A 23,273-nucleotide genomic window follows, 5' to 3' on the forward strand; every position below is an offset into this window, starting at 1 on the left:
CCGCAGCAAGATCCACTTTTTGCCTCGGAGACCGTCACAGTCGGTGACGGAGGTGGTGCCGATGCTGCGGTTCTCCGGGGAGCGAATCTCCCCCGACGTTCGGTACGGGGTGTCCGACGTACCCCTGCGACATGGCGCGGCGGCCGGGACGGAGCCGGGCGGGAGCGCGAGACCCGGCCAGGTGCGAGCCGGCCTGAGCCGGCCCAGGCGCGGCCTGGTGCAGGCCAGGCGGGCGCTCGGGCGCTACGGCGAGGACTTGGCCGCCAGGCGGCTGGCCGAGGCCGGGGTGACGGTCCTGGAGCGGAATTGGCGCTGCCGGGACGGTGAGATCGACATTGTCGCCAAGGACGGCGATGCCCTGGTGATCTGCGAGGTCAAGACCCGCAGGGCCGGAGCGTACGAGCACCCGATGGCCGCCGTCACCCCGCGTAAGGCGGCGCGGCTGCGGCGGCTGGCCGCGCGCTGGCTCGCGGAGCGGTGGCTGGAGCGGCATGGCGGCCCACCGCCTGGCGGTGTGCGGATCGATCTGGTCGGAGTGCTGCTGCCGCTGCGCGGGGCGCCGCTCGTGGAGCACGTCCGGGGGGTGGCCTGATGGGCTTCGCGCGTACGTGTTCGGTGGCGCTGGTGGGCGTCGAGGGAGTGGTGGTCGAGGTCCAGGCGGACCTGGAACCCGGCGTCGCCGCGTTCACGCTGGTCGGCCTGCCCGACAAGAGCCTGGTCGAAAGCCGTGACCGGGTGCGTGCGGCCGTTGCGAATTCCGGAGCCGACTGGCCGCAGAAGAAGCTCACCGTCGGGCTCAGTCCGGCATCCGTTCCGAAGGGCGGCAGCGGCTTCGATCTGGCCGTGGCCTGCGCGGTGCTCGCGGCCGCCGAGCGTGTCGACCCCCGGCAGATCGCCGATCTGATGATGATCGGTGAGCTCGGCCTCGACGGGCGGGTGCGGCCCGTGCGGGGTGTGCTGCCGGCAGTGCTCGCGGCGGCCGACGCCGGCTACCGCCAGGTAGTCGTCCCGGAGCGGATGGCCGCCGAGGCGTCCCTGGTACCCGGCGTCTCGGTGCTCGGAATCCGCAGCCTGCGTCAGCTCATCGCGATCCTGGCGGACGAGCCCGTCCCGGACGAGGAAGACCTGCCCGAGGACGGTCGGCCTGATCCGATGCTGGCGGGTCTCACGGTGCCCGGGGCGGGCATGGGCGTCGGCTTCGCCGCCGGGGGCGATGGTGGCACGGTGCCCGACCTGGCTGATGTCGCGGGCCAGAAGGCGGCCCGACTGGCGCTGGAAGTCGCCGCAGCGGGTGGCCATCACCTCTACCTCAAAGGCCCGCCGGGCGCTGGAAAGACCATGCTGGCAGAACGGCTTCCGGGCCTCTTACCGAAGCTCACCCGACAGGAGTCGCTGGAAGTCACGGCGGTGCACTCGGTAGCGGGCATTCTGCCTGCGGGAAAGCCACTGGTGGACAGCCCGCCGTACTGCGCTCCGCACCACTCGGCGACGATGCCCTCGCTGGTGGGAGGCGGCAACGGGCTGCCGAGACCTGGGGCGGTCGCGCTCGCCCACCGTGGGGTGCTCTTCTTGGACGAGGCGCCGGAGTTCAGCGGGCGCGTGCTCGACGCCTTGCGCCAGCCGCTGGAGTCCGGGCATGTCGTGGTGGCCCGCAGCGCAGGGGTGGTACGGCTGCCTGCCAAGTTCCTGCTGGTCCTCGCCGCCAACCCGTGCCCCTGTGGACGCCATTCGCTCCGTACGGGCTGTGAGTGCACGGCGTCTGTCATTCGCCGGTACCAGTCCCGGCTGTCCGGGCCCCTGATCGACCGGGTCGACCTCCGCGTCGAGGTCGAGGCGGTGAGCCGGTCCGAACTGACCGGATGCATGGTGGGCGCCGAGTCCACCGAAACGGTTGCCGACCGGGTGAGGGCGGCCAGAGAGAGGGCTGCCGCGCGCCTGGCGGACACCCCATGGCGGGTCAACAGCGAGGTGCCCGGGCACGAGCTGCGTACGCGATGGCGGGTGGAACCCGGTGCGCTGTGGCAGGCGGAGCGCGACATGGAGCTCGGACTGCTCACAGCTCGTGGTCTGGACCGTGTCCTCCGTGTCGCCTGGACGATTGCCGATCTGGCCGGCAATGGCCGCCCCACATCGCGGGACGTGGCGTGCGCCCTCCAACTGCGCACCGGTGTGAACCGCGGCGCTGTACCGGCAGGTGGTCCGGCATGACCGACGGCCGGGACGAGACGGTCTTGAGCGAGGCGGCCTCCGTGGGCGGTGCGGCCTGTCTGGGGCAAGAGGAACGGCTGGCGCGGGCCGAGCTGACCAGGATGGTGGAGCCGGGTGACGAGCTCGTCGGCCGGTGGCTGCGGGAACACGGGGCGGTGGAGGTGGCCCGGATACTGACCGGGACCGGAGCCGTGCTGTCGGGGGTGAGCGAGCAGCGGATCGCCGGATACCGGGCCCGCGCCGCGCGGATCGAACCCGCCGCCGACCTCGCCGCCGTCGCCGCGATGGGGGGCCGGTTCATCTGCCCGGGCGACCAGGAGTGGCCGCGGCAGCTCGACGATCTCGGGGACGCCCGGCCGATCGGACTGTGGGTGCGGGGACGGCCGTCGCTGCGAATCTGGGCCCTGCGGTCCGTGGCCGTGGTCGGGGCGCGGGCCTGTACGGACTACGGCGCGCACGTGGCCGCGATACTCGGCGCCGGGCTGGCGGAGACTGGCTGGGCCGTCGTCTCGGGCGCTGCCTACGGCGTGGACGGCGCCGCCCACCGAGGGGCGCTCGCGGCGAGTGGTGCGACGGTCGGTGTGCTCGCGTCCGGCGTGGATATTGCCTACCCGCGCGGCCATACCCAGTTGATCGCACGCATCGCCGAACAGGGGCTGCTGGTGGCCGAGTTGCCGCCCGGAGCGCGCCCCAGGCGCAGCCGGTTCATCCTTCGCAACCGCGTCATCGCGGCCCTCACCCGGGGCACCGTCGTGGTGGAGGCGGAGTACCGCAGCGGTTCGCTGGTCACCGCTCGGCGTGCGCAGCAGCTGGGCCGGTTCACCATGGGGGTGCCAGGACCGGTGACATCGGGGCTGTCCGCGGGCGTACACGAACTCCTGCGCGCGGGTGCCACGCTGGTCACCGACGCGGCGGAAGTGGCCGAACTGGTCGGGAGCATCGGGGACCTCGCTCCCGAACGGCGTGGCCCGGTACTCGACCGGGACCTCTTGGATCCGGTCGCCGCACGTGTCCTGGATGCCCTGCCCTCGGGAGAGGGAGCGGACGCCCAGCAGGTCGCCCTGGATGCCGGTGCGGCCCAGGAAGAGGCATGGGCAAAGCTGTACGAACTCCAGTCACTGGGGTTCGTCGAACGGATCGGCGAACGCTGGCAGTTGACGCGTCATCCCGGGCGTTCGGGCGCCCTTCGGCGAGGCGGTCCTTGACCTGGTGCGATCGGGTGAAAGGGTTGGGCCGATGACCGCAACAGCCGACTCTGCGTTCTTGCCCCGGCCGACACGCGTTCCGGCGGCCGTAACCCTGGCGTGCCGTCAGCGGAACGTATCTGCGCAAGCCCGCGCCCGCGCTCTTCGCGCGCTGCAACGCTCCAGTCACGCTACGCTCACATGCGTTCCGACCACGAAAGACGTCCGCACCAGGTGACGGCAGAACGGCTCAAGGCGACGAATGCCCCAGCACACCTCCGGGTCTGATCGCGCGGCAGCGCCCCCCGCCGCCCGCGGGAGCGTGCGCCGCCCCGGCACACCCTCGTCGCTCGACGAACTGTGGCGGTCGTACAAGGCCACGGCAGACGAGCGGCTGCGGGAGCAGCTGATCCTGCACTACTCGCCGCTGGTGAAGTACGTGGCCGGCCGGGTCAGCGTCGGCCTTCCGCCCAACATCGAACAGGCGGACTTCGTCTCCTCCGGGGTCTTCGGGCTGATCGATGCCATCGAGAAGTTCGACCCGGACCGCTCCATCAAGTTCGAGACGTACGCGATCACCCGGATCCGCGGCGCCATGATCGACGAACTCCGCGCGCTGGACTGGATCCCCCGCTCGGTCCGGCAGAAGGCCCGCGCGGTCGAGCGGGCCTACGCCACGCTGGAGGCCGCGCTCCACCGCACTCCGACAGAGGCCGAGGTGGCTGCGGAGATGGGGATCGGACTCGACGAACTGCACAATGTCTTCAGTCAGTTGTCCCTGGCCAATGTGGTGGCGCTGGAGGAGCTGCTGCATGTCGGCGGCGAGGGCAACGACCGGCTCAGCCTGATGGACACGCTGGAGGACACGGCCGCGGACAATCCCGTGGAGGTGGCTGAGGACCGCGAACTGCGCCGGCTGCTGGCGCGGGCCATCAACACCCTCCCGGAGCGGGAGAAGACCGTGGTGACGCTCTACTACTACGAGGGGCTGACCCTCGCCGAGATCGGCCAGGTCCTCGGAGTAACCGAGAGCCGCGTCAGTCAGATCCACACCAAGTCGGTGCTCCAGCTGCGGGCCAAGCTGGCCGATGTCGGACGCTGAGTCAGGTAAATCGATCTGCCGGTCTGCTGGCCACGGTGGCCGCTCCGGGCCGGGGCCAGGGCCCTCTGCCCGAGGTGTCGGCGAGGTCTGGTCGTTCGGTTTGGGGTGTGGGTGCCAGGCCGTACTGCCGCCCGGACTCGTGGCGCCGCCGTGCTGAGGGGGTGTTGAGTGCGGCGAGGAGTGCCGCGGCCGGGCGGGCGTCCGTAGAGTGGGGGCGTGCCAAGGATTCGAGCGGCCTCTGTGGCCGAGCACCGGACGATGCAGCGTGGCGCCCTGCTGGAGGCCGCCCGCTCCCTGCTGTCCGAGGGAGGTACGGAAGCCCTGACCTTCCCCGCCCTCGCCGAGCGCACCGGGCTGGCGCGCTCGTCCGTCTACGAGTACTTCCGCTCCCGGGCGGCTGTCGTCGAGGAACTGTGCGCTGTCGACTTCCCGGTCTGGGCGGCTGAGGTCGAGGCCGCCATGGAGCGCGCCGACTCACCCGAAGGGAAGGTCGAGGCGTATGTGCGGAAGCAGCTGGCCCTCGTCGGCGACCGCCGGCACCGGGCCGTGGTCGCCATCTCGGCGGGAGAGCTGGACGCCGGCGCGCGGGAGAAGATCCGCGCCGCCCACGGCGGACTGATCGCCATGATCGTCGAGGCCCTCGGCGCCCTCGGCCATGAGCAGCCCCGGCTGGTGGCCATGCTCCTGCAGGGCGTCGTGGACGCCGCGGTCCGCCGTATCGAACTCGGGGCGGCGGAGGACCCGGAGGAGATCACCGAGGCTGCGGTTGCGATGGCTCTGCGGGGCGTCCGGGGCTGACCCCGCCGGCCCGGACCCAAGCCGGGAGGTCGCGGCCAGGGACGTCCCCGCCCGTACTTGCCCTGGGGCGGCGCTGTCCGTGCCGAGAGCGGAGCCTGCCGTGGGCCCGCCACGCCGCGACGGCCAAGGCGACGGCCGACGCCCCCTCCGCCACGCCTGGCTCACTCAACCCGCTCTGCGCGACCGCGGTCATCCGCTCACTCGTCGCCGACCCGGCCGCAGCCCCGGACCCTGCCGCGGTCACCGGCTCGGGCTCAGGGACACCGAAGACCGGGAGCAGCCGGGATGGCCCGCCGCGCAGCATCCACCCAGGCAGAAGCGAGAGCGGGTCGAGATAGCGGTCCCCACGCAGCAGTCCCCAGTGCAGACAGCCGGCTGGGCAGTGGAAGGGGCCGGAAGCGAGCTCCCCGACCGTCTGGCCCGCCGCCACCCGGGCTCCCTTCTCGACACTTGCCCGCACCGGCTCGTATGTGATCCGAAGCGGCGGATCGCCCGTACCCGCGAGCTCGATGGACACAACCGGACGTCCCGCCACCCGTCCCGCGAAGGAGACCCGGCCTGCCGCTGCCGCGCGGACGGGATCGCCCGGCCGCGCGGCCAGGTCCACTCCCCGGTGCCCCGCCGCATACGGCGAAGGCGGCGGCTCCCACCCCCGCAGCACCACAGGACGTTCCAGCGCCCCCGCTCCTTCGACTGGCCACGCACGGTCGCCTCCCCCGACGCTCTGCGTGGCTCCGCCTCCATCCGCGCTTGCCGAAGCCGGAACCGGTGCCGCGGCGGCCAGGCCACCGACGAGGAGCAGTGAGGCCAAGGTCACGGCCACCCGAGCGGCCACGCAAGCGGCCACGCGAGCAGCCGCGCGGCAGGTGGTGCGGCGCAGCCGTGGGTGGCCGTGCGCGGTCGTCAGGCGCCCTTTCCGTACGCGGCAGCCCCCGGGCGCGCGCATGTCGTGGTGTCGCATGAGACGACGGTGGCGTACCCCGCCGATGTGTGGGGATCATGGCCGCGGACTGTGGAGTACTCGTCGGTTGTGGACACCGCCTTCACCTTTCCGGGTGAGGCGCCGCACTCCGGCCAACAGCGGCGGCTTGGTCGCTCCGTGGTTCGGCGGTCCCGTACACTTCTGGTGGCGACCCGGGTCACCGGGTCGACTTCGCACGCCCCGCCACCGGCGCTCCATCCGCCCTCGGGCAACAGCACGGCGGTCGCGCCCCTCGGTCCTCGGAAGGCCCCGCAAGGTTCCTCCGTGGCAAGGCGCCTCGGGGCGTCAGGAGCGGTGGCCGCCCGGCCGCCGTGGAAACCGAGTACCTCGAGGAGTACGGCCATGGCCGTCGTCACGATGCGGGAGCTGCTTGAGAGCGGCGTCCACTTCGGACACCAGACCCGCCGTTGGAACCCGAAGATGAAGCGCTTCATCTTCACCGAGCGCAACGGCATCTACATCATCGACCTGCTCCAGTCGCTGTCGTACATCGACCGCGCCTACGAGTTCGTCAAGGAGACCGTCGCGCACGGCGGCTCCATCATGTTCGTCGGCACCAAGAAGCAGGCCCAGGAGGCCATCGCCGAGCAGGCGACGCGCGTTGGCATGCCGTACGTCAACCAGCGCTGGCTGGGTGGCATGCTCACCAACTTCTCGACCGTCTACAAGCGCCTGCAGCGCCTGAAGGAGCTCGAGCAGATCGACTTCGAGGACGTGGCCGCCTCCGGCCTCACCAAGAAGGAGCTCCTGGTCCTCTCCCGCGAGAAGGCGAAGCTGGAGAAGACCCTCGGCGGTATCCGCGAGATGCAGAAGGTGCCCAGCGCCGTCTGGATCGTGGACACCAAGAAGGAGCACATCGCCGTCGGTGAGGCGCGCAAGCTCAACATCCCGGTTGTCGCGATCCTCGACACCAACTGCGACCCGGACGAGGTCGACTACAAGATCCCGGGTAACGACGACGCGATCCGCTCCGTGACCCTGCTCACCCGCGTGATCGCCGACGCCGTCGCCGAGGGCCTGATCGCCCGCTCCGGCGCCGCCGCCGAGGGCAAGGGCGAGAAGGCCGCCGGCGAGCCGCTCGCCGAGTGGGAGCGCGACCTGCTCGAGGGCGACAAGAAGGCCGAGGGGTCGACGGCCGCCGAGGAGCCGGCCGCCGCCGAGAAGCCGGCGGAGACCGCGTCTGCCGAGGGCGACGCCGCTGCCGAGGCTCCGGCCTCCGGCGCCGAGCAGGCCTGACGCACAGCTGACGGCTGCTGACGGCGGGGGTCCACCGGCCCCCGCCGTCCACCCGTAGATCAATCGACTTTTCGAGATCGGGAAGAGATTCCAGACCATGGCGAACTTCACCGCCGCTGATGTCAAGAAGCTCCGTGAGCTCACCGGCGCCGGCATGATGGACTGCAAGAAGGCGCTGGACGAGGCGGAGGGCAACGTCGACAAGGCCGTCGAGATCCTGCGCGTCAAGGGCCAGAAGGGTGTCGCCAAGCGCGAGGGCCGCAGCGCCGAGAACGGTGCTGTCGTCTCTCTCCTCGCCGACGACAAGTCCTCCGGTGTGCTGGTCGAGCTGAAGTGCGAGACCGACTTCGTCGCCAAGGGCGACAAGTTCGTCGGCGTCGCCGATGCCATCGCCGCCCACATCGCCAAGACCTCCCCGGCCGACCTCGAGGCGCTGCTCGCCTCCGAGATCGAGCCCGGGAAGACCGTCCAGGCGTTCGTGGACGAGGCCAACGCCACCCTCGGCGAGAAGATCGTCCTCGACCGCTTCGCGCAGTTCACCGGCGGCTACGTCGCCGCTTACATGCACCGCACCAGCCCGGACCTCCCGCCGCAGGTGGGCGTCCTGGTCGAGCTGGACAAGGAGAACGCCGAGGTCGCCAAGGACGTCGCGCAGCACATCGCCGCCTTCGCCCCGAAGTACCTCACCCGTGAGGACGTTCCGGCCGAGACCGTCGAGAACGAGCGCCGCGTCGCCGAGGCCACCGCTCGCGAGGAGGGCAAGCCGGAGGCTGCCCTGCCGAAGATCGTCGACGGTCGCGTCAACGGCTTCTTCAAGGAGAACGTGCTGGTCGACCAGCCGTTTGCCAAGGACAACAAGAAGACCGTCCAGAAGGTGCTGGACGAGGCCGGCGCCACGCTGAAGCGCTTCGCCCGCTTCCGCGTCGGCGTCTGAGTCCGTACAGCTCCGTTCAGCGACGGAATACGCCCGACCCGCTAGGGTCGAGTGCAGTCGGCCGCTACGCCGGACGACCGCAGATGTGACGAGGAGGCCATTGCCGCAGAGGGCTCAACACGACCCCAGCCGGCAATGGCCTTCTTGTATGTGCACGAGGAGATCCCCATGAATCAGGGCGCCGACAAGAACGACAAAAGCGACCACACGAGCAAGGGCCGCCGCTTCCTGCTCAAGCTGTCCGGTGAGGCATTCGCGGGCGGTGGAGGCCTGGGCGTCGATCCTGACGTCGTGCAGAAGATGGCGCGTGAGATCGCTGCGGTGGTCCGGGAGGGTGCGCAGATCGCCGTTGTCGTCGGCGGCGGCAACTTCTTCCGCGGCGCCGAACTGCAGCAGCGCGGCATGGACCGGGCGCGCTCCGACTACATGGGCATGCTCGGCACGGTCATGAACTGCCTCGCCCTCCAGGACTTCTTGGAGCGGGAGGGCATCCAGTCCCGGGTTCAGACCGCCATCACCATGGGGCAGGTCGCGGAGCCGTACATCCCGCTGCGGGCCGTACGGCACCTGGAGAAAGGCCGCGTCGTCATCTTCGGCGCGGGTATGGGCATGCCCTACTTCTCCACGGACACCACCGCCGCCCAGCGTGCCCTGGAGATCGATGCCGAGGCGCTGCTCATGGGCAAGAACGGTGTGGACGGGGTCTACGACTCCGACCCGAAGGTGAACCCGGACGCGGTGAAGTTCGACGCCCTGGAGTACAGCGAGGTGCTCGCCCGGGGTCTGAAGGTCGCCGACGCCACCGCCATCAGCCTGTGCATGGACAACAAGCTTCCGATCCTCGTCTTCGAACTGCTCGCCGAGGGCAATATCGCGCGCGCCGTGAAGGGTGAGAAGATCGGCACGCTCGTGAGTGACGAGGGAACCCGGGTCTGACCGTTGGCGATTCCCGGCCGTACGGACAGCCCGGCACGGGGATGGACAACGGCCTGCCGGTTCGGACACCGTGCAGGAGAAGACGCACGCAGGGGCGAGGCTGTGCTCACAACGAAGACCAGGAGCAAGTGGTGATCGAAGAGATCCTCCTCGAGGCCGAGGAGAAGATGGAGAAGGCCGTCGTGGTCGCCAAGGAGGACTTCGCCGCGATCCGCACCGGGCGTGCGCACCCGGCGATGTTCAACAAGATCGTGGCGGACTACTACGGTGCCCTGACGCCGATCAACCAGCTGGCGTCGTTCTCGGTGCCCGAGCCGCGGATGGCCGTGGTGACCCCGTTCGACCAGAGCGCGCTGCGCAACATCGAGCAGGCGATCCGCGACTCGGACCTGGGCGTGAACCCGTCCAACGACGGCAGGATCATCCGGGTGGTGTTCCCGGAGCTCACCCAGGAGCGCCGCAAGGAGTACATCAAGGTCGCCAAGGCCAAGGGCGAGGACGCGAAGATCTCGATCCGCAGCGTCCGCCGTAAGGCCAAGGAGTCCATCGACAAGCTCATCAAGGACGGCGAGGTCGGCGAGGACGAGGGCCGCCGCGCCGAGAAGGAGCTCGACGACACCACCGCGAAGTACGTCGCGCAGGTGGACGAGCTGCTCAAGCACAAGGAAGCCGAGCTGCTCGAGGTCTGATGAACGACTCTTCCTGGGGCGCCCCGCCACGCCTCGGCTACGGCGGACCGCCCGACCAGGGGCCTGCCCCGGCGGGTCCCCTGCATGGGGCGGACGACGCGGCGCAGACTCGGCCCATGCCCATCGTGCCCGACGCAGGCGGAGACCAGGACGACCGTGACCGGGGGGCCGCTCGGCCGAGCGGCCCCTCGCCGCAGCCGTCTGAGCAGCGGTCGCGGAAGAAGCGCGCGGGTCGCGATCTGCGCGCGGCGATAGGTGTCGGGGTCGGCCTGGGTGCCGTCATCATCGCCGCGCTGTTCATCGTCAAGGCCGTCTTCGTCGTTGTGATCGCCGCAGCGGTCGTCGTCGGCCTGTGGGAGCTGTCTTCCCGGCTCAAGGAGCAGAAGGGCATCCGGATCCCGCTGGTGCCGCTCGCGGTCGGCGGCGTCGCCATGGTCGTCGCCGGGTACGTGCGGGGCGCCGAAGGCGCGTGGGTGGCGATGGCCCTCACCGCGCTCGCGGTGCTGGTCTGGCGTATGACAGAGCCGCCCGAGGACTATCTGCGCGATGTCACCGCCGGTGTCTTCGCGGCCTTCTACGTGCCGTTCCTCGCCACCTTTGTGGCGCTCATGCTGTCCGCGGAGGACGGCCCCTGGCGCGTTCTGATCTTCCTGCTGCTGACCGTCGTCAGCGACACCGGTGCGTACGCGGTCGGCTGGCGTTTCGGCAAGCACAAGCTCGCGCCGCGCATCAGCCCCGGCAAGACCCGCGAGGGGCTGATCGGGGCGGTGGTCTTCGCGATGGCGGTCGGCGCGCTGTGCCTGCAGTTCCTGATCGACGGCGGTGTCTGGTGGGAGGGGCTGCTGCTCGGTCTGGCGGTCGCCATCAGCGCGACCCTCGGCGACCTGGGTGAGTCCATGATCAAGCGGGACCTGGGGATCAAGGACATGGGCAAGCTGCTGCCCGGCCACGGCGGGATCATGGACCGGCTGGACTCCCTGCTGCCCACCGCTCCCGTCGCCTGGCTGCTGCTCGTGATCTTCGTCGGCTCAGGCTGAACTCGGGGCGTCCTGGCTGCCCGGTATCCGTCGGGGTCCGCTCCCTCGCGCGGTAGGGCCCCTTCGTACGTCCGAGGGCACTGGGTTACGCCGCAGGGGCGATGATCGATCCCGTTTTGGGGGATATGTCACGGGTACCCCGAGGGGCGTTTCGACGAGGAGGCGCCCATGGAGTACGACGAGTTCATTCGGTTGGTGGCTCAGCGGGCCCATGTGCCGGAGGAGCAGGCAACGGCGCTGACGCGCGCGACGACGCTGACGCTCGCCGAGCGGATCACCGGTGGCGAAGCCCGTGATCTGGCCGAAGTACTTCCCCCCGAGGTAGCCCCGCCGCTGATCCCGCCGGAGGACGTGGCGCAGAAATTCGGCGTCGACGAATTCGTGCGGCGCGTGAGCGAGCGCGCGGGCACCGACGAGACGGTGGCGCGCCGGGGGGTGGCGGCGGTGTTCATGACGCTGCACGACGCTGTGCCGGGCAAGGAATTCCAGGACGTCATGGACCAGTTGCCGAACGAGTTCCAGAACATTTAGGCCCTGCGTCCGTCATCGCGGTGCGCGCATGCCGTGCTGCCGGGCGGAGGCGTACGGCTCGCCGGGCGCAGGTGTCGGGATGAGGTCCGCGGCGGCGAGGGCGGGTTTCCACGGCCCGGCGAAACCGGCATCGCCGTCACGGATTCGTCACGGACTCAGGCCTCCAGCAGTGGCAGACCGGGCAGCACCTTCTCGATGGTGATGGGGAAGTCGCGCACGCGCACGCCGGTGGCGTTGAACACCGCGTTCGCGACCGCCGCGCCGGCCCCGCAGATTCCCAGCTCACCGACGCCCTTCGCGCCAAGGACGTTGGCCTTGTCGTCGAACCCGTCAAGGACGACGGCGTCGACGTAGGGGACGTCGGCGTGGACCGGCACCAGGTACTGCGCGAAATCGCGGTTGACGAAGGCGCCGGATCGCGGGTCGACGACGGCCTCTTCCTCGAGGGCCGCACCGACTCCCCAAATCATGCCGCCGATCAGCTGCGAGCGGGTCGTCTTCGGGTTGAACACGCGGCCCACCGAGAACACGCCGAGCATCCGCCTCAGACGGATCTCGGCGGTGTCCGCGTCGACCCCCACTTCGGCGAAATGGGCCCCGTAGGTGTTGATCGAGTAGGCCGTGTAGTTCGGATCATCGCCCATGAAGCGGGTCCCGCCCTCCGCCTCCACACCTTCGGGATGGCTGCGTGCGACGATCTCGCTCACTGCCTCGGACGCGCCGCCGATACCCACGTTGCCATCGGAGAACACGGCGTCTGCTGGGTCGAGGCCGTGCAGCGGAGAGCGCGTGTCGCTGCCCGCCGCGACCAGCACCTTCTCGCGCAGGGCCAGGCACGCCCGATGCACCGCGGTGCACGAATTGGTGGCGCCCCACGAGGCCCCGGACCCCCAGCTGGAGGGAAGATCGGACCGCCCGAGCTCGATCCGCACCCGATCGGGCGAGAGCCCGAGGCCGTCAGCCGCGACCTGGGTCAGGATGGTGTAGGTACCGGTGCCGATGTCGGTCATGTCCGTCTGGACGACGGCGGTGCCGTCGGCCTCCAACCGTACGCGCACCGCGGTCGGCCCTTGGAAGTGCCCGCGGATGGCGGCCGACATGCCGTAGCCGACCAGCCATCGCCCGTCGCGCACGCTCGCCGGGGCGGCGGGGCGGTGCTCCCAGCCGAACCGGCGCGCACCTTCGCGCAGACACTCGACCAGGTGCCGGTCGCTGTACGGCACATCCCGCTCGGGATCGACGGTGGGCTCGTTGCGGATCCGCAGCTCGACCGGGTCCATATCGAGCGCATGGGCCAGCTCGTCCATCGCCGACTCGACCGCGAGCATGCCCGGCGCCTCGCCCGGTGCGCGGACGTCCGTCCCGCGCGGCAGGTCGAGCGGCGCCAGCCGGTGACTGGTCAACCGGTGGGGCGCCGCGTAGAGGCTGCGGGTCGTGGCGGCGGTCTGCTCGGCGTACTCCACGTCGGGGTTCGTGTGCATGGTGACGTCATGGGCGATCGCAGCCAGCCGTCCGTCCTGCCCCGCGCCCAGCCGAACCCGCTGGCTGGATGTGGGGCGCATGCCGACGAGCTGGAAGATCTGCTGCCGGGTCATCGCGATCTTGACCGGTTGGCGCAACGCGCGAGCGGCGAGCGCTGCCAGGATCGTCTCGGAATGGACGCCCAGCTTGGACCCGAATCCCCCGCCGACGAAGGGGGTGACAATGTGAACCCGCGCCGGGTCGATCCCCAGTGTGCTGGCGATCGAGGTCTGCGCCGCATCGACGATCTGGCAGCTGACGTAGACGACCAGGTCCTCGTCACGCGGTTCCACCACACATGCGTGCGGTTCCATCGGCATCGAGAACTCGTACGGCGTCGTGTAGTACTGGTCGATCCTGACGTCCGCGCTGTCGAACCCGGCATCGAAATCGCCCACCGCGGTGTCGGTGGGGAGACCGGCATTGACCACCTTCGGGATGTACACCTCGTCTTCCTGCTCGGCAAAGTTGAAACGTCCACGCCCGCTGGTGTATTTGACTTCGATGAGATCGGCCGCCGCACGGGCCTGCTCGAGGGCCGTGGCGACGACGAGTGCCACCGGCTCGCCGTAATGGTGAATGTCGGGGCCGGTCAGCACCGGCTGGGCGCGCCAGTACTCGAACGGAATCGACTCATCGCGAGTGCCTTGCGCCGGGGCATTGAGATGGGTCATGACCATGTGCACGCCGGGCGCGCGTTCGGCGCTCTCCGTGTCGATCCGGGTGATACGGCCCTTGCCGATCGTCGCCCCGACGATGGAACCGTAGAGCGGCTGGCCGGCCTCCCATTGCTCGTAGGCATAAGTGGCCCGGCCGGCGACCTTCGACGGGCCGTCGACGCGGTTCAGAGCTTGCCCGATCATGCCGCCTCCTCAGCTCGCCCGGGCCACTTGCGCCAGCGTGCGGCACAGCGTGCGCTTGGCCAGCTCGATCTTGAAGTCGTTGTGCCCCTGCCCGACCGCGTCGCGCATCGCCGCCTCGGCGGCGGCGTGATAGGTGGCCATCGTGGCCGGACGGCCGGTCAACGCGGCCTCCGCCTCGACGGACCGCCACGGCTTGTGCGCGACACCGCCGAACGCCACCCGCGCCTCACTGATCGTTCCCTGATCGGTCGAGACGACAGCCGCCACGGAGACCAGCGCGAACTCGTACGACGCCCGGTCGCGCACCTTGCGGTACTTCTGCCGGCCCGGCGGGGGCGGGGGCAGGAGGACGCCCGTGATCATCTCGCCCGGCCTCAGCACGTTCTCGATGTGCGGCGTGTCGCCCGGCAGCCGGTAGAAGTCCGTGATGGCGACGCGGCGCACCTCCTGATCGGCGCCGAGCAGCTCGATCTCCGCATCCAGTGCGGTCAACGCGACGGCCATGTCCGAGGGGTGGGTGGCGATGCAGGAGTCGCTGGCTCCGAGGATCGCGTGTATCCGGTTGAACCCGCCGATCGCCGAGCATCCGGAGCCGGGATCGCGCTTGTTGCAGCCCGCGGCGGTGTCGTAGAAGTACGGGCAGCGAGTGCGCTGCACCAGGTTTCCGCCGGTGGACGCCTTGTTGCGCAACTGGCCCGATGCGCCGGACACCAGCGCCTCCGACAGCACCGGATAGCGGGTGCGTACGCGGGCGTCGGCGGCCACCTCGGAGTTCGCCGCCTGGGCGCCGATGCGCAGTCCGCCGTCCGGGAGTTCCTCGATGTCCCGCAGCGGAAGCCGGCTGATGTCGACCAGATGGCTGGGCTTCTCGATGCCGAGCTTCATCAGGTCGAGCAGATTGGTGCCGCCGCTGATGAACTTCGCGCCGTCTTTGGACACCGCGGCAACGGCGGCTTGCGCGTCCGTCGCTCGCTCGTAGGTGAACGGCCTCATTCCGGGCCCCCTTCCGCGGTGCTGCCGCGGATGGCCGCGACGATGTTCGGATAGGCGGCGCACCGGCAGATGTTGCCGCTCATCCGCTCGCGGATCTCCTCGTCGGTCAACGCGACCTGCGGCGCGGACACGTCAGCCGTGGCGTGGCTGGGCCAGCCCGCCTCCACCTCGGCGAGCATGCCGACGGCCGAACAGATCTGGCCTGGTGTGCAGTAGCCGCACTGGAAGCCGTCGTTCTCGACGAAGGCGCGTTGCATGGGGTGCAGGGCATCGGGGTCGCCCAGGCCTTCGATCGTGACGATCTGGTCGTCCTCGTGCATCACGGCGAGCGTCAAGCAGGAGTTGACGCGCCAGCCGTTGATCAGCACGGTGCAGGCGCCGCACTGCCCGTGGTCGCACCCTTTCTTGGTGCCGCTCAGGCGCAGATGTTCGCGCAGTGCGTCGAGCAGCGAGGTCCGCGGATCGACCTCAAGCTGCCGCACCTGATCGTTGACGCTCAGCCTGATCGTCGAGAGTCCGGCCGTCTCGCCCTGGGTCCGCCCCATGGCGCCGGTATCGGAATCGCTCATCACGGCCCGCCTTCTTAGCCAGGTGCGGGTTCCGGCTGGGAATGCGTCGCCACATTCGGGCGCGCTCCTCCCTCCCAGCGTCTCGCGAAAGCCGTCGCCCCGCGCGTCGGAAGGCGGACGCCGGGCTGCCCGCAAGGTCCCCGGTGCCGCTCATCGCGCGGCCTGGCGTATCACGACACAGGTAGGCCGCGCCAACAGCTAGACCAATCCGAACGATGAGCATCGAGAGCGGCTTGGTGGGCGAAGAGTCGCAAGTCAGCGAGTCGTACGAGTGGCACGCCAGTCGATTTGCGCCGGGTTTGCTTCGGCCCCGGACGCGCGTTTGCAGCCTGGTGGAGGAAGATGCCGGCTGCGGAAGCAATCGGGTCGGTGTGATTGATCGCCTCTGACATCTTCGATAGTCGATGGCCCTGCGGTCTGCCATCGACTGCTGGGCCGTCTCTGGGCCGTGCGCGGTTGGCCAACGGTGATCAGAGGACCACCGGGGGTGACCGTTCGCGCACCACTGCGGCCTGGGCCGCTCCTGGCGATCTGCGACACTGGACGGACCATGCCTGCACCCGGAGAACTCACTTTCGTCGCGCCGCGCGGAGCCAAGAAGCCCCCGCGGCACCTTGCTGATCTCACGCCCGCCGAGCGCCGCGAAGCCGTGGCCGCCCTCGGCGAGAAGCCGTTCCGGGCCGGCCAGGTGTCGCGGCACTACTTCGCCCGCTACGCCCACGACCCGGCGGACTGGACCGACATCCCGGCGGCGGCCCGCGAGAAGCTGGCGAGTGAGCTGCTGCCCGACCTGATGTCCGTGGTGCGGCACATCTCCTGCGACAACGACACGACCCGCAAGACGCTGTGGCGGCTCTTCGACGGCACGCTCGTCGAGTCCGTGCTTATGCGCTATCCGGACCGGGTCACCATGTGCATCTCCTCGCAGGCGGGCTGCGGCATGAACTGCCCGTTCTGTGCCACCGGCCAGGCCGGCCTCGACCGCAACCTGTCCACCGCCGAGATCGTGCACCAGATCGTCGACGGCATGCGGGCGCTGCGCGACGGACAGATCCCTGGAGGCCCGGCGCGGCTGTCCAACATCGTCTTCATGGGCATGGGCGAGCCGCTGGCCAACTACAACCGCGTCGTCGGCGCCATCCGTCGCCTCACCGACCCCGAGCCCGACGGTCTCGGGCTCTCGCAGCGCGGCATCACCGTCTCGACGGTCGGCCTGGTCCCCGCGATGCTGCGGTTCGCCGACGAGGGCTTCAAGTGCCGCCTCGCGGTCTCTCTCCACGCGCCCGACGACGAACTGCGCGACACCCTCGTACCGGTCAACACCCGCTGGAGGGTGCGCGAGGTTCTCGACGCGGCCTGGCAGTACGCCGAGAAGTCCGGCCGCCGGATCTCCATCGAGTACGCCCTGATTCGGGACATCAACGACCAGGCGTGGCGCGGCGACCTGCTCGGGCGTCTCCTCAAGGGGAACCGGGTGCACGTCAATCTCATCCCGCTCAACCCGACGCCCGGTTCGAAGTGGACGGCCTCCCGGCCGGAGGACGAGAAGGCATTTGTCGCGGCCATCGAGGCGCATGGTGTGCCCGTGACCGTACGGGACACCCGCGGTCAGGAGATCGACGGCGCCTGCGGGCAGCTCGCCGCTTCCGAGCGTTGACAGGTCAGGTATCGTCTGATCGAACAAATACACATTCCGACAGGGGAGCGCACAGCGCTGAGAGTGCGGCAGTGTCATCGACAAGACGCTGTCGCAGACCCTCGAACCTGAACCGGGTCATACCGGCGTAGGAAGTTCGGTCACCACTCAAGCTGCCCTGCCCTGCCCGGCCACCGCTCATCAAGCGCCGGGCGGGGCACGCGCCTTCTCCTGGCCTCCCAGGAGGAAACTTGTGAGCACCACCACGAAGCGCCTGCGGACCGCCGCCCTTGCCCTCGCCGCCGCACTGGGCACCTCGACCCTCGCGGCCTGCGGCGGCTCGGGCGAATCCGCGGACAACAGCGGCCAGTCGAAGACGGTCACGCTGGTCAGCCACGACTCGTTCGCTGCCTCCAAGTCCGTCCTGAAGCAGTTCACCAAGGAGACCGGCTACAAGGTCAAGGTGCTGCGCGGCGGTGACGCCGGCGCGGCCGTGAACCAGGCCGTTCTCTCCAAGGGCAACCCGCAGGGCGACGTCTTCTTCGGCATCGACAACACGCTGCTCTCCCGCGGGCTCGACAACGGCCTGTTCACCCCGTACGAGGCCAAGGGCCTGGACCAGGTGCCCGAGAAGCTGCAACTCGACGCGAAGCAGCACCGCGTCACCCCGATCGACTTCGGCGACATCTGCGTCAACTACGACCGCAAGTACTTCGCCGACAAGAAGCTGGCCCCGCCGAAGACCCTCGACGACCTGACCAAGCCGGCGTACAAGAACCTGCTTGTCACCGAGAACGCCGCCACCTCATCCCCTGGCCTGGGCTTCCTTCTCGCCACCGCCGCGGCCCACGGCGATCAGGGCTGGCAGGGCTACTGGAAGAAGCTCAAGGCCAACGGCGTCGAGGTGGTCGACGGTTGGGAGCAGGCCTACTACGACCGCTTCTCCGGCTCGGGCGGCGGCAAGGGCAAGGGCGACAAGCCGCTGGTGGTCTCGTACGCCTCCAGCCCGCCCGCCGAGGTGCTGTCCCTGAAGCCGCAGCCGGGGCAGGCCCCGACCGGGGTCGCGACCGGTACCTGCTTCCGGCAGATCGAGTTCGCCGGACTGCTCAGCGGCGCCAAGAACAGGGAAGGCGGCCAGGCGCTGCTGGACTTCCTGCTGAGCAAGAGCTTCCAGGAGGACATGCCGCTGAACATGTTCGTCAACCCCGCGCGCAAGGACGCGAAGCTGCCGGAGATCTTCACCAAGTACGGCGCGACCATCGAGGACCCGGCGACCATGGCCCCTGACAAGATCGCCAAGAACCGTGAGCAGTGGATCAAGACGTGGTCCTCGCTCGTCCTGAAGTAGCGGCAGCCGAGAGTGCCGCGGCGCCTTCCAAGGGCACCGCGGCGCTCAAGGGGACCGTGGCGCGGCTCGGCCTGATGGCCGTACCCGTCGCCTTCTTCGCCCTCTTCTTCGCCTACCCGGTGGCCTCGATCGTCGAGCGCGGCCTGCGACCCGCCGGGACATGGCAGTTCGGCCGAATCCGCGAGGTCCTGTCCGACCCGGACGTCCTGCACGTGCTGTGGTTCACCACCTGGCAGGCCGCCGCCTCCACCGCGCTCACCCTGGCACTCGCGCTCCCCGGCGCATACGTCTTCGCCCGGTTCGCCTTCCCCGGAAAGCAGTTGCTGCGGGCGTTCGTGACCGTGCCGTTCGTGCTGCCGACCGTCGTCGTCGGATCGGCGTTCCTGGCGTTGGTGGGGCGCGGCGGGCTGCTGGACGAGCTGTGGGGCGTACGGCTCGACACCCGTGTGTGGGCCATCCTGCTCGCACACGTCTTCTTCAACTACGCGGTGGTGGTCCGTACGGTCGGGGGGCTGTGGGCCCAGCTCGATCCCCGGCAGGAGGAGGCGGCGCGGGTCCTGGGCGCCGGCCGGTTCACCGCCTGGCGCCGCGTCACACTGCCCGCGCTGGCGCCCGCCGTGGCCGCCGCGGCGCTCATGGTCTTCCTGTTCACCTTCACTTCCTTCGGGGTCGTCCAGATTCTCGGCGGCCCGCGGTATTCCACCCTGGAAGTGGAGATCTACCGGCAGACCGCCCAGCTGCTCGATTTGCCGACGGCCGCCGTGCTCACCCTTGGCCAGTTCGCGGCCGTCGCCGCGCTGCTCGCGGTGCACGCGCGGACCGTACGGCGCCGTGAGACCGCCCTGAAGCTGGTGCCCGCGGAGCAGACGGCCCGGCGGCCACGGGGTGCGTCCCAATGGGCCCTGCTGGGCAGCGTGCTGGCCGTGATCGCGCTGCTGCTTCTGCTGCCTCTGGTCGTGCTGGCCGAGCGCTCCCTGGCCGGACCGGACGGATACGGGTTCGGCTACTACCGCGCCCTGGGGTCCGCGCCCGACGGGGGGACCTTCGTCGTCCCCCCGCTGCAGGCCGTCTGGAACTCCCTCGAGTACGCCGCCGCCGCGACCGCGATCGCCCTTGTCGTCGGCGGACTCGCCGCGGCCGCCCTGACCCGCCGCGCGGGCAGGCTCGTACGGGGCTTCGATGCGCTGCTGATGCTGCCGCTGGGCACCTCCGCCGTGACCGTCGGCTTCGGATTCCTCATCACGCTCGACGAACCGCCGCTGGATCTGCGCTCCTCGTGGATCCTGGTGCCGCTGGCCCAGGCCCTGGTCGGGGTGCCGTTCGTCGCCCGCACCATGCTGCCGGTCCTGCGTGCGGTGGACGCCCGGCTGCGGGAGGCGGCAGCGGTGCTGGGCGCCTCCCCGCTGCGGGCGTGGCGCGAGGTGGACCTGCCCCTGGCCCGCCGGGCCTTGGGTGTCGCCGCGGGCTTCGCCTTCGCCGTCTCGCTGGGCGAGTTCGGGGCCACGGTCTTCATCGCGCGGCCCGACAACCCGACTCTGCCGGTCGCCGTCGCCCGGTTCCTGGGCCGCGCCGGAGAGCTCAACTACGGGCAAGCGATGGCGCTGAGCACGATTTTGATGCTGGTGTGCGCGGGCTCCTTGCTGGTGCTCGAGCATCTGCGCCCCGACCGTTCGGGAGAGTTCTGAATGGCCATGTTGCGACTGGACGGTGTGACCGTCCGCTTCGGCGACCGTACGGCGCTGGACGCGGTGGACCTGGAGGTCGACGAGCACGAGACGGTGTGCGTTCTGGGGCCCAGCGGGAGCGGCAAGTCCACGCTGCTGCGGGTGGTCGCCGGGCTTCAGCAGGCCCAGGCCGGCCGGGTCATGCTCGCGGGCCGCGACCAGTCGGGCGTGCCCACGCACCGGCGCGGGGTGGGGCTGATGTTCCAGGACCACCAGCTCTTTCCGCAGCGGGACGTCGGCGGCAACATCGCCTTCGGGCTGCGTATGCGGGGGGCGCGCCGCGCGGAGGCCGAGCGCACGGTCGCCGAACTGCTCGACCTGGTCGGTCTGCCGGGCGCGCAGCGGCGGTCGGTCGCCGCCCTGTCCGGCGGTGAGCAGCAGCGGGTCGCCCTCGCCCGCTCCCTGGCGCCGCGGCCGAAGCTGCTGATGCTGGACGAGCCGCTGGGGCAGCTCGACCGCAGCCTGCGGGAGCGGCTGGTCGTCGAGCTGCGCGGGCTGTTCCGCCGGCTGGGGACGACAGTCCTCGCGGTCACCCATGACCAGGGCGAGGCGTTCGCGCTGGCCGACCGGGTGGTGGTGATGCAGGGCGGCCGGATAGCCCAGGCCGGCACGCCACTTGAGGTCTGGCGGCGGCCCGCTTCGGAGTTCGTGGCCCGCTTCCTCGGCTTCGACAACGTGGTGGAGGCCACCGTGCACCAGGACGCCGCCGACACCCCGTGGGGCAAGGTGCCGATGCCGGACGGCTCGCCACAGGGACCGTGCCGTCTGCTGATCCGCCCGGCCGGGGTACTGCTGACCTCGGTGTCCGACGGCCTGCCCTGCACGGTGGCTGGGCGCACCTTTCGCGGCAACCATGTCGCGCTCATGCTCCAGCCCGAGAACGCACCGCGGCTGGAGGCGGCGTGCGCGCTGCACGACGCGCCGCCGGAGGGCGCGACCGTGGGCGTCACGTTCGCCGCGCGGGACGTGGTGGTGCTCGACAGCACCGGACCCGCTCCCGCGGGCACCCCGTCTCGCGGTGACGGGCAGTGAGGTGAGCCGGTTCAGTACTGCAGCGGGCCCGCGGCCAGTACCGCGACCATCCAGGTGATCGGCGTCAGTACGGCCACGAGCACGGCGGCGCGCAGCGCAGCCGCCTGACGCAGGAGTACCGACGGGGTCCCGGCCCGCAACAGCGCCAACGTCGTCTCGCGCCGCGCGGCCTTGGCCTCCAGCGCCGCGGTGAACACTGTCGCGGTGGCACACGCCATCACCAGCGCCGCGCCGAGTCCCGTGAACGGTCCGAAGGGTGGGCTGCCCGTCGAGTCCAGCCCTGTGCCGTACAGCCGGACCGCTGCCACACCGGCAGCGGCGACAGCGCACAGCACACCGAGCGGGCGCCCGAGCCGCTGCGCCTCCTCCTGCAGTACGCGTCCGGACAGCAGCCGTACCGCGCCCGGCTGCCCCGCCGCCAGCAACCTGCCGCACAGGTGGGTGAGGCCGGGACAGCCCAGCACCAGACCGGTCGCGATCAGCACCCAGCCGGCGATCACACCCGGCTGGATGGTGTCCAGGCGCCCGGGCAGCGGCAGCAGTCCCTCAGAGGACGTGGGGGGCGCGACACGGCGCGCATACGCCCCCAGTGCGAGCCCCGCCGCCGTCAGCGCGACTCCCCAGGGGAGGGCCGTGGATACGGGCGGCGCACCGGCAGGGGCGCTGGGGGCGTCCGTTGCCGACTGCTCCGGCCGCGGCCGCATCGCGATCGCCGCCGCCGCGGCTGCCATGGCAGGCACCACCGCGAGCAGGGTGACGACGGCCGCGAAGGGCAGCGTTTTTCCCGCGCCGAGCAGATCCGCCGCGGCGCCGGTGTACGGCAGCGCGCCGCCGAAGTCCCCGCGCAGGTGCAGAAAGACGAGCAGGGCCAGCACGCTGCCGAACGTGCAGGAGACCGCGGTCGACACGGCCGCCAGCATGGCCAGCAGTACCGGCCCGAGACCGGCGGAGGACAGGCCGGGCTGCGGGCGGGCAGCCGGATCCGTACGGGCGACGGCGACGGCCAGCTGCACCGCTGCCGCCAACGGCACCGCGCACCACAGCAGGCGCGCGGCCGACCCGGCCGCCTCCTGCGGATGGCTGGCCGCGTAGCCCAGGGTGCACAGCAACAGCAGGCCGACCCCTGCGGACGCACCGGCGACCATCAGCCGCCGCAGCTGGACGAGGGGGTGGGCGCCGCGGGCTAGACGGAGAGCGAGCACGCCGCCCTGCCCTCCGCGTCGGGCACCGGGATGCCGGCCACCCGGCGGCCGTCGACCAGTGCGATCGTGCGGTCCGCCAGCTTGGCCACCTCAGTGTCGAGGGTGGCCAGTACGACGGTGATGTCGTGCGAGCGGGCCGCGTTGGTCAGGGTGCGCAGCACCTGCGTACGGTCGGGGAGGTGCAGCGGGGCTGAGGGTTCGTCGGCGAACAGCACCGACGGCTTGGCGGTGAGCGCGCGGGCGATGGCGATGCGCTGGCGCTGCGCCTGGAGGAGTGCGGCGGGGCGCTTGCGGGCGCAGTCGCCGACATCCAGCCGTTCCAGCCATTCGAGGGCGGCAGCCCGCGCGGCCCGGTGCGGGATGCCCCGCACCAGCAGGGGGAGCGCGGCGTTCTCCCAGCCGGTCAGTTCGGGCACCAGCCGCGGCTCGGGGTCGATCCAGCCGAAGCGGTCCCGGCGCAGCCGCTCGCGGGCGAGAGCACTGAGGGGGTGCACCGGAGCGCTGTTGAACCACACTTCACCGCTCTGCGGGACGAGCTGGCCCGAAAGGCACTGCAGCAGTGTGGTCTTGCCGCTGCCGCGTGGTCCGGTGACGGCGAGGATCTCGCCCTCACGGACGCCGACGGAGACGCCGGCGAGCGCGGGGGAGCCGCTGTGCGAGCAGTGCAAGGAGCGTGCCCAGAGCACGTCGTTGTCCGGCGGGGCCACCATGGCGAACACCTCGGCTTACCTACGTCAGTCCGTTCCCC

General features: G+C 70.6%; 21 protein-coding genes and 1 riboswitch. Of the genes, 15 read left to right on the forward strand and 6 right to left on the reverse strand.

Features of this window, described 5'->3' with window-relative positions; genetic code table 11:
* Positions 1-217 precede the first annotated feature (217 nt).
* The 5 genes from ACY34J_RS14585 to ACY34J_RS14605 all read left to right on the forward strand — a co-directional run bounded on the left by ACY34J_RS14585 (position 218) and on the right by ACY34J_RS14605 (position 5,292).
* Entirely contained in the window at positions 218-592 is a 375-nt protein-coding gene (locus ACY34J_RS14585) for a YraN family protein (RefSeq protein ID WP_462726955.1), read from the forward strand.
* Positions 592-2,208 carry a YifB family Mg chelatase-like AAA ATPase gene (locus ACY34J_RS14590; protein WP_462726938.1) on the forward strand — a complete coding sequence of 539 codons (1,617 nt, stop codon included), beginning with the start codon at positions 592-594 and terminating at the stop codon, positions 2,206-2,208. The genes ACY34J_RS14585 and ACY34J_RS14590 overlap by 1 nt, the downstream gene beginning before the upstream one ends.
* On the forward strand, positions 2,205-3,413 hold the full coding sequence (gene dprA / locus ACY34J_RS14595; protein ID WP_462726937.1) for a DNA-processing protein DprA: 1,209 nt from the start codon (positions 2,205-2,207) through the stop codon (positions 3,411-3,413). Before ACY34J_RS14590 ends, dprA begins: the two co-directional genes overlap by 4 nt.
* A gap of 241 nt (positions 3,414-3,654) precedes the next feature.
* Positions 3,655-4,494 carry an RNA polymerase sigma factor WhiG gene (gene whiG / locus ACY34J_RS14600; protein WP_462726936.1) on the forward strand — a complete coding sequence of 280 codons (840 nt, stop codon included), beginning with the start codon at positions 3,655-3,657 and terminating at the stop codon, positions 4,492-4,494.
* A 258-nt stretch (positions 4,495-4,752) separates the two neighbouring features.
* A complete protein-coding gene (locus ACY34J_RS14605) occupies positions 4,753-5,292 on the forward strand; it encodes a TetR/AcrR family transcriptional regulator (RefSeq protein ID WP_462726954.1) in 540 nt (179 codons plus the stop codon).
* Here ACY34J_RS14605 and ACY34J_RS14610 read toward each other — a convergent pair.
* Positions 5,246-6,253: a murein hydrolase activator EnvC family protein gene (locus ACY34J_RS14610; protein ID WP_462761961.1), complete on the reverse strand. Its 1,008-nt coding sequence runs from the start codon at positions 6,251-6,253 to the stop codon at positions 5,246-5,248. The genes ACY34J_RS14605 and ACY34J_RS14610 overlap by 47 nt on opposite strands.
* A 363-nt stretch (positions 6,254-6,616) precedes the next feature.
* Here ACY34J_RS14610 and rpsB point away from each other — a divergent pair, with 363 nt between their 5' ends.
* The 6 genes from rpsB (at position 6,617) to ACY34J_RS14640 (ending at position 11,637) form a co-directional block, all read left to right on the forward strand.
* Positions 6,617-7,510, forward strand: a complete 894-nt coding sequence (gene rpsB / locus ACY34J_RS14615) for a 30S ribosomal protein S2 (protein ID WP_462726935.1) — start codon at positions 6,617-6,619, stop codon at positions 7,508-7,510.
* 97 nt (positions 7,511-7,607) lie between these two features.
* Positions 7,608-8,444 carry a translation elongation factor Ts gene (tsf, locus tag ACY34J_RS14620; RefSeq protein ID WP_462726934.1) on the forward strand — a complete coding sequence of 279 codons (837 nt, stop codon included), beginning with the start codon at positions 7,608-7,610 and terminating at the stop codon, positions 8,442-8,444.
* Positions 8,445-8,612: 168 nt separating this feature from the next.
* Positions 8,613-9,380 (forward strand): UMP kinase, encoded by a 768-nt coding sequence (gene pyrH, locus ACY34J_RS14625; protein WP_462726933.1) that lies wholly within the window; start codon positions 8,613-8,615, stop codon positions 9,378-9,380.
* A 131-nt stretch (positions 9,381-9,511) separates the two neighbouring features.
* Positions 9,512-10,069: a ribosome recycling factor gene (frr, locus tag ACY34J_RS14630; protein WP_462726932.1), complete on the forward strand. Its 558-nt coding sequence runs from the start codon at positions 9,512-9,514 to the stop codon at positions 10,067-10,069.
* Positions 10,069-11,106, forward strand: a complete 1,038-nt coding sequence (locus ACY34J_RS14635) for a phosphatidate cytidylyltransferase (protein ID WP_462726931.1) — start codon at positions 10,069-10,071, stop codon at positions 11,104-11,106. The genes frr and ACY34J_RS14635 overlap by 1 nt, the downstream gene beginning before the upstream one ends.
* A gap of 168 nt (positions 11,107-11,274) precedes the next feature.
* The gene (locus ACY34J_RS14640; RefSeq protein ID WP_462726930.1) at positions 11,275-11,637 is read left to right on the forward strand and encodes a DUF2267 domain-containing protein; all 363 of its coding nucleotides are present in this window, start codon (positions 11,275-11,277) and stop codon (positions 11,635-11,637) included.
* A 155-nt stretch (positions 11,638-11,792) separates the two neighbouring features.
* Here ACY34J_RS14640 and ACY34J_RS14645 read toward each other — a convergent pair whose 3' ends face one another.
* From ACY34J_RS14645 to ACY34J_RS14655, 3 genes are read right to left on the reverse strand one after another with little or no spacing between them, the layout of a single operon-like run.
* Positions 11,793-14,021 carry a molybdopterin cofactor-binding domain-containing protein gene (locus tag ACY34J_RS14645; RefSeq protein ID WP_462726929.1) on the reverse strand — a complete coding sequence of 743 codons (2,229 nt, stop codon included), beginning with the start codon at positions 14,019-14,021 and terminating at the stop codon, positions 11,793-11,795.
* 9 nt (positions 14,022-14,030) lie between these two features.
* Positions 14,031-15,014 carry an FAD binding domain-containing protein gene (locus ACY34J_RS14650; protein WP_462726928.1) on the reverse strand — a complete coding sequence of 328 codons (984 nt, stop codon included), beginning with the start codon at positions 15,012-15,014 and terminating at the stop codon, positions 14,031-14,033.
* On the reverse strand, positions 15,011-15,583 hold the full coding sequence (locus ACY34J_RS14655) for a 2Fe-2S iron-sulfur cluster-binding protein (protein ID WP_462726927.1): 573 nt from the start codon (positions 15,581-15,583) through the stop codon (positions 15,011-15,013). Before ACY34J_RS14655 ends, ACY34J_RS14650 begins: the two co-directional genes overlap by 4 nt.
* A gap of 550 nt (positions 15,584-16,133) precedes the next feature.
* Between ACY34J_RS14655 and rlmN the strand changes: the two genes are divergently transcribed.
* From rlmN to ACY34J_RS14675, 4 genes are all read left to right on the forward strand, one after another.
* Positions 16,134-17,240 carry a dual-specificity RNA methyltransferase RlmN gene (gene rlmN, locus ACY34J_RS14660; RefSeq protein ID WP_462726926.1) on the forward strand — a complete coding sequence of 369 codons (1,107 nt, stop codon included), beginning with the start codon at positions 16,134-16,136 and terminating at the stop codon, positions 17,238-17,240.
* A gap of 31 nt (positions 17,241-17,271) precedes the next feature.
* A riboswitch (TPP riboswitch) is annotated at positions 17,272-17,392 on the forward strand.
* 80 nt (positions 17,393-17,472) lie between these two features.
* Complete coding sequence (locus tag ACY34J_RS14665; protein ID WP_462726925.1) at positions 17,473-18,567, forward strand: thiamine ABC transporter substrate-binding protein; 1,095 nt, start codon at positions 17,473-17,475, stop codon at positions 18,565-18,567.
* A gap of 74 nt (positions 18,568-18,641) precedes the next feature.
* Entirely contained in the window at positions 18,642-20,252 is a 1,611-nt protein-coding gene (locus ACY34J_RS14670) for an ABC transporter permease (RefSeq protein ID WP_462726952.1), read from the forward strand.
* Positions 20,253-21,323, forward strand: coding sequence for an ABC transporter ATP-binding protein (locus ACY34J_RS14675; RefSeq protein ID WP_462726924.1), 1,071 nt, complete (start codon positions 20,253-20,255; stop codon positions 21,321-21,323).
* 11 nt (positions 21,324-21,334) lie between these two features.
* Here the strand turns inward: ACY34J_RS14675 and ACY34J_RS14680 are convergent, their stop codons facing one another.
* Together ACY34J_RS14680 and ACY34J_RS14685 are read right to left on the reverse strand one after the other, a co-directional pair.
* Complete coding sequence (locus ACY34J_RS14680) at positions 21,335-22,525, reverse strand: hypothetical protein (protein ID WP_462726923.1); 1,191 nt, start codon at positions 22,523-22,525, stop codon at positions 21,335-21,337.
* A complete protein-coding gene (locus tag ACY34J_RS14685; protein WP_462726922.1) occupies positions 22,507-23,235 on the reverse strand; it encodes an ABC transporter ATP-binding protein in 729 nt (242 codons plus the stop codon). Before ACY34J_RS14685 ends, ACY34J_RS14680 begins: the two co-directional genes overlap by 19 nt.
* Between the last annotated feature and the right edge of the window lie 38 nt (positions 23,236-23,273).

The organism is Streptomyces sp. HSS9-12 (assembly GCF_054963655.1).